At 38.3% G+C, this 5,816-nt stretch carries 5 protein-coding genes; 2 read left to right on the forward strand and 3 right to left on the reverse strand.

The window, feature by feature from the left end; translation table 11 throughout:
* Positions 1–313: 313 nt before the first annotated feature.
* The gene (locus H6G26_RS37640; protein ID WP_190736726.1) at positions 314–490 is read right to left on the reverse strand and encodes a hypothetical protein; all 177 of its coding nucleotides are present in this window, start codon (positions 488–490) and stop codon (positions 314–316) included.
* A gap of 1,127 nt (positions 491–1,617) precedes the next feature.
* Between H6G26_RS37640 and H6G26_RS37645 the strand changes: the two genes are divergently transcribed.
* Both H6G26_RS37645 and H6G26_RS37650 read left to right on the forward strand, forming a co-directional pair.
* Positions 1,618–2,307: a type II CAAX endopeptidase family protein gene (locus tag H6G26_RS37645; RefSeq protein ID WP_190736728.1), complete on the forward strand. Its 690-nt coding sequence runs from the start codon at positions 1,618–1,620 to the stop codon at positions 2,305–2,307.
* Between the two features lie 287 nt (positions 2,308–2,594).
* Complete coding sequence (locus H6G26_RS37650; RefSeq protein WP_206757588.1) at positions 2,595–3,080, forward strand: CPBP family glutamic-type intramembrane protease; 486 nt, start codon at positions 2,595–2,597, stop codon at positions 3,078–3,080.
* A 152-nt stretch (positions 3,081–3,232) separates the two neighbouring features.
* On the opposite strand, the gene H6G26_RS37655 is transcribed toward H6G26_RS37650, so the two are convergent.
* Entirely contained in the window at positions 3,233–4,543 is a 1,311-nt protein-coding gene (locus H6G26_RS37655; RefSeq protein ID WP_190736733.1) for a glycosyltransferase, read from the reverse strand.
* 123 nt (positions 4,544–4,666) lie between these two features.
* A complete protein-coding gene (gene rpaB, locus H6G26_RS37660) occupies positions 4,667–5,443 on the reverse strand; it encodes a response regulator transcription factor RpaB (protein ID WP_190736735.1) in 777 nt (258 codons plus the stop codon).
* Positions 5,444–5,816 lie beyond the last annotated feature (373 nt).

The raw sequence follows: 5,816 nt of genomic DNA on the forward strand, positions 1-5,816 counted from the left end.
ATTATCGCATTGGTAGTTTAACTGAGTACTTCAAATTTGGTGCTACCGATGCTAACGCTGCCCTACATGAGCTACAACAAATGAAAGATAAAGTACTTTCTCCAGTCGAGATAGACATTCTTAAGGACAACATTAGCTTATCTCTTGTTGCTATCTAGCCTATACTCATGCGGGAGCAACGGTCAGTTCCATATTTCTATGCGATCGCTCTTGTCACTGTAACCGTGAAATGAGCAAGTTGCTGTCCGCAGAATAGAATCTATAAGCGTTCCAATTGCGAACTTTATAGTAGGCTTTCATCTTCATCCTTTGGCTAGGCGGCAAGCGTAGCCATGCCGTCAGGCTTATCGCGCTGCTCCTTGTCGGTTAACTCTATAATTTCAACAGCCGTTACCGTAATCGTTGCTGAGGCTGGGTTGTCGTGGATAGAAGTATTTTCTTTCGCAGAATCGGTGGCTAACCCTTCTCCAAAGGATGGGCATATACGCACTCATCACCGTTCATGCTGCAACTACTCTAACCCAGTTCTCAACGCCGCCTCCGCCGTGTAATAATCTTTTGTTCCCCGAATATGCTACCTGTGCGGCTGATGATACGGAATTTCCAGATTGAACTGATGTGTAAAAAATCTCAGTCTCCTGCCTTTAATACAGATAATTTTATCGACCTTAATTTGGGACATTGGCTGGTGTAAGGATATGCTGTAATAAGGGCTTTAGCTCTTATTACAAACTTTTATTTAGACCAAGTTTCTAATTCTCTTTGCCCTGCATTCTTGCCAATTATTCGTTCTGAGGTGATTGTTCGGGTAAATGCGTCATTGCTCACACTTACCATCCAAGTGTGACATCACACACGACATTTTTCCTGGTACGGTGGTAAAAACAATCACTACCTTGGGCACTATGCCTTATTTCATTAAACTAATTCTTGATTGAGCGAATGCTTAAATATTAATCTTGGTTATTGTTAAGACTAATTTAGATATAATAGCTTTGTGCCAAAACAGCAAGTGTCACATAAGCAAGTAGGTAATCAGATTGATTTTTAAGAGACATATCCTTTTAAGAAGTATCCACTTCCAAGAGTGTCAACCTAACCAATTACCTTATTTAAATAGTTGCAATACAATCTCTTTAAAGATTTATATCCCTAGCTTTAATCCCTTAATGGAAATATTTTTATGCATGTTTACCATAATAATTATTAGTAGATTGCGCGGCACAATTTGTTTTGCACTACTGCTTTACATCACAAGATAGTTAAGTTTGCCTAAAGCCAAAAACTACTTGCCAAATTTACTGGATGTTTCGCAGCAGTCTCTAGCTTCATACTAAGAGTAATTATTGGGGTAGCTGTAATGTTGATTAATTCTGGTACAAAATAGCCATGTTCATTGAGCAGGTGTGGAATGTTTATTGTTAGTCTTCATTTAGCATAATTAGGTAATTTGCATGGATATTATTTTCTGCAAATCCTACAGTAAAATTCCAATAATTAATAAACATAGGGACATATTGAATGCCATAATTCAATTTTTAGAGTGATTTTATCGTTCATTTCTGGGCTGTTTTAAATACTGTTTTTTCTAATTTTCTGATAGGTTAAAGTTTTAATATGCTCCAAATAACCTTAGACAAAAAGGCATTACTAGCACTGATGCTGCTCGTGCCAGCTCCAAGTATTGGTGTTGCAACCCAATTGTACTTCCTACCCAGATTAGAAGGATACTTAGTAGCTTTACTATCAAAAGTATGGCTTCTATTATTTCCAGTTATTTGGTTGTATTTTGTCGATAAAAGTGCTATAAAAATTCAATATCCTAAAAGACCCGACTTGCTGGCTGGAGTTGGATTAGGATTAATAATGTTATTTGTTATCTTAACTGTTTATTGGCTATTGGGTTGGCGGTGGATTGATACTGAATATGTTCTAGAACGAGCAAGGCTAGTTGGATTCAGTAGCTTTAATCTTTATTTACTAGGTGCAGGATATTGGATATTTATTAACTCTTTGCTTGAGGAATTTGTCTGGCGTTGGTTTGTTTACTGTCAGTGTGAAATTTTAGTATCAAGTCGTTTAGCTGTAATACTGTCTGCACTTTTTTTTACGATTCACCATATTATTGGTTTAGCAGCTTACTTTGACTGGCGTGCAACAGCATTATGCTCCTGCGGCGTGTTTATTGCAGGTATTATATGGTCATGGTGCTACTTAAATTATCGTTCGATTTGGATTGGATATATTAGCCATATTTTTGCAGACATAGCAATTTTCCTCATTGGTTGGCAGCTTATATTTGTGTAATCAAGATAAACTAAGCTACAACTATTTTTCGGAATAATTAGCATTGAAAAAATTAATAGTTAAGATACATTGTTTTAATGTAGATACCTTATATTAAGTTTATCAAGTAATATGAGAAGAGCTTTTTATCTTCTACTATTTTTATTTTTATTTTATTAATATATCAAAAGTATTTTAGTAATTATCTTGATTAATACTGATTAAATAAAATAATAGTAATATTAACTACCGAGGAATATAAAGTGATCCAATTGATTATCAAACGGTTCCGCAATTCACTATCTACTTTGCCTAGTACTACTAACTTGCGAAATTTAGGATTACCTTTAATAGGATTAACAAGTTTATTATTAATAATAGGATTTGAGTCTAACTTTCTCAAAATACATATATTACAAAAATCTTGGGAAGAAGTTATTAAAATTATTGCTTTCTCTTTTTTCATCCCTGGATTAAGTGAGGAACTATTTTTCCGCGTTATATTTTTACCTCATCCTAATGAAAAAGTTTCAATTAAGACACAATTTATCTGGGGAATCATTGCTTTGACGGTCTTTATTATATATCATCCACTTCAAGGATTAACTTGGAATCCTAGCGGTCACGAAGTTTTTTTAGAGCCTACTTTCTTAATACTAGCATGTTTGTTAGGTGCTATCTGTACAATCGCTTACTTGATATCTGGCTCTATTTGGCTTCCCGCTATTATTCATTGGTTAGCTGTTGTCATTTGGATAATATTATTGGGAGGTTTTGCTAAGTTCAGTCACTAAAAATTATCACAATACTATTTTTGGACTTCATCAGATTTACAGGGATAAATTAGATTATCTACAATTTCTTTGGCAGCCACAAGCACAGGTGCCATCACTTTGGTTAGCTGATTATTTGTTGCATTGATGTATTATTTAATTGTTGTATTAACTTACTCAATCAAACCCAGATGCCGATGGAATGCTTCAACAGCATTCGCCACACCATCTTCATCCCTAATCTTCTGGCCTAACTCCTGGGCTTTACACCGCATTCCCTCATCACGCAGCACGATTTCAATTGCTGCTGCTAGAGTTTCTTCTGATACCTTTTGGTACGGTATCGGTTGCGGGCTGACTCCCAACCGAGTTAGCTTTTCACCCCAAACTGGCTGGTCTGCAAAGAAGGGTACAGTAATTGATGGTGTCCCTGCACGTAACACTGCCGCCGTTGTACTAGCTCCTCCGTGATGTACTACTGCTGGCACTTGGGGAAACAACCAATCATGAGGAACTTCCTTGATCACAAACACTCGTAGCGAATCTTTTATATTCACTGTTCTTCCAACGTCGCCCCAGCCTGACAATATAATCCCGCCTTGATGTGTTTTCTTTAAGGCTTCTACGATGTAATGTGTGAGATATTCTGGATTGGGCATCGTCATGCTGCCGAACCCAAAACACAAAGGTAATTGCTTTCGTCCAAGAAAATCCTCTAGTTCCAGAGGTGGCTCATATTCGGAGGCTTGCTCAATAAACCAGAAACCAGTCACATACGCCCAATGCGGCCAATCACGAGGTTTTGGGATGACGTGCGAACTAAATCCATACAATACAGGGATTCGTGATACATTTGCCGGAGTCTTCTGTCTGAAGCGTCTGCCCAAATATGGTAAAGGCGGCAATTTCAAAGTTTCTGTTCTGAAGTGATTGAGCAGTTGACGATATCTTTGCCAGTGCAAGAACTCTACTAGTAAGTAGCTGCCATAATTGATCGCTTTCTTTAGCGGGTTTTTAGTTGTTTGAGCAAATTTCAAAAACCCAAACATCCCTGTGGGAGTCAACGGTAGAACTGATGCAAAAAAGCAAGGTACGCCTAATTTCTCTGCAATGTGATATCCCCAATTGGCTAGCGGCGTGTAGATAATTACCTCACTTCCAACACACGCACTCCAAGCTGATTCCAACTGTTGAAGTAAAAGCTTATCTCCTTCCTCTTTTTTCAACTTTTCTCCCGCAATCAATCGCTGCCCTTGTTTCGATTGCAAAAACTCTTGCATATTGCCAGCGATCGCCGCAAACTTTAAATCGAACTTCCTCACAAATGGTTCAAAGTTCTCATGCGTTGCAACCGTTACTTCATGCCCCGCACGTTTTAACCCAATAGCCAAAGCACAGTATGGTTGCAAGTCTCCTCTTGAACCTACTGTTAGTATCGTAATTTTCAGTTTCCGGCTTGGTGCTATAGGTAGACTTTGGCTCAAATCTTTTTCCTGCTGAAAACTCGAGTATCTAAAAATTGTACTAATTTACTGTGCCTCTCTATCACGACACTACAATTAATACAGATAACTTCATCAACTTCAAAGAAGTGACATTTGGCGGTTTCATGATTGATGTTTTAGTTTACTAATTCCTTGAAAAAGATAACCACTTCCTCTTTGTGTCAAAATATATTCTGGATTTTCCGGGTCATCTTCTAACTTCAAGCGTAAACGTGAGATATGCACATCCACCACACGAGTATCTGCATGTTGTTCTGCGTTATAACCCCACACTTGCTGCAATATTTCTCCACGGGTAAAAGATTTGCCAGGATACCTCATCAATAACTCTAGTAAGCTGTACTCTACACCCGTTAATGGAAGCCGCTCACCTGCTTTGTAGACTTGTCGCTTATTGGTATCAATTTTGAGGTTGTCTACAACCATTACTCCCAAATTAGAAATAGCAGTAGTAGTTGTTCTATCGTTTCTTCGTCGCAGCAACGAGCGAATTCTTGACTCTAATTCCTTGGGAGAGAAAGGTTTCGCCATATAGTCATCAGCCCCTAATTCCAGCCCAGTGATCCGATCTGCTACATCTCCCAAGGCTGTAAGCATAATGATTGGCACATCTGAATATGAGCGTAATTGTTTACATACACCGTAGCCATCCAGCTTTGGCATCATTACATCTAGAACTATCAAATCAGGAGTCGAGAGACGAAAAGCTGACAAAGCTTCTTCACCATCACTTGCAGTAACTACACTGTAGCCAATCATTTCTAGACGCGTCTGTAAAATCCGGCGGATGCTGGCTTCATCATCTACTACTAAGATTGTGCCTTTATCATCTGATAAGTTTCTCAACGCTGTTCCTCCACAGCGAGAACTCTCAAGCATTCATTATCTGCTTATTAGGAGTCAAAAACGCAAAACAATCCTGATGTACAGTCTGGATGGAGAAGCGATCGCTTTAAGGCATTTGTGCTCCTATTATGCTACGGCATCTGCCCGAAAAATAGATTTATATCCAATTAATAAATTCTTCGGCAAGGGACTCGTCTTTTCCACAGATTTGGTGTATCTTGTATACTCCGTGCAATTATTAATACTTCATTTCTGGCAACTTTACTAGACCTCTTGCAGAATTGATTTTGTGTTATAATGATTGGTTTTCTTAATCTGAATGGGGTGAGATAACTAAAAAGATTGATGCCTGGGGTATTTATAGCGATAGTTGTAATCGCGGAACGTCTGACAGAAAAAACATCAC

It is taken from the genome of Nostoc sp. FACHB-888 (assembly GCF_014696655.1).
In the GTDB taxonomy this organism is placed as follows: domain Bacteria; phylum Cyanobacteriota; class Cyanobacteriia; order Cyanobacteriales; family Nostocaceae; genus Nostoc.

Excerpts from the sequence above, each read along its gene's own strand:
- rpaB (WP_190736735.1), bottom strand. The coding sequence starts at position 5,443 with ATGCTTGAGAGTTCTCGCTGTGGAGGAACAGCGTTGAGAAACTTATCA.
- H6G26_RS37645 (WP_190736728.1), top strand. The coding sequence starts at position 1,618 with ATGCTCCAAATAACCTTAGACAAAAAGGCATTACTAGCACTGATGCTG.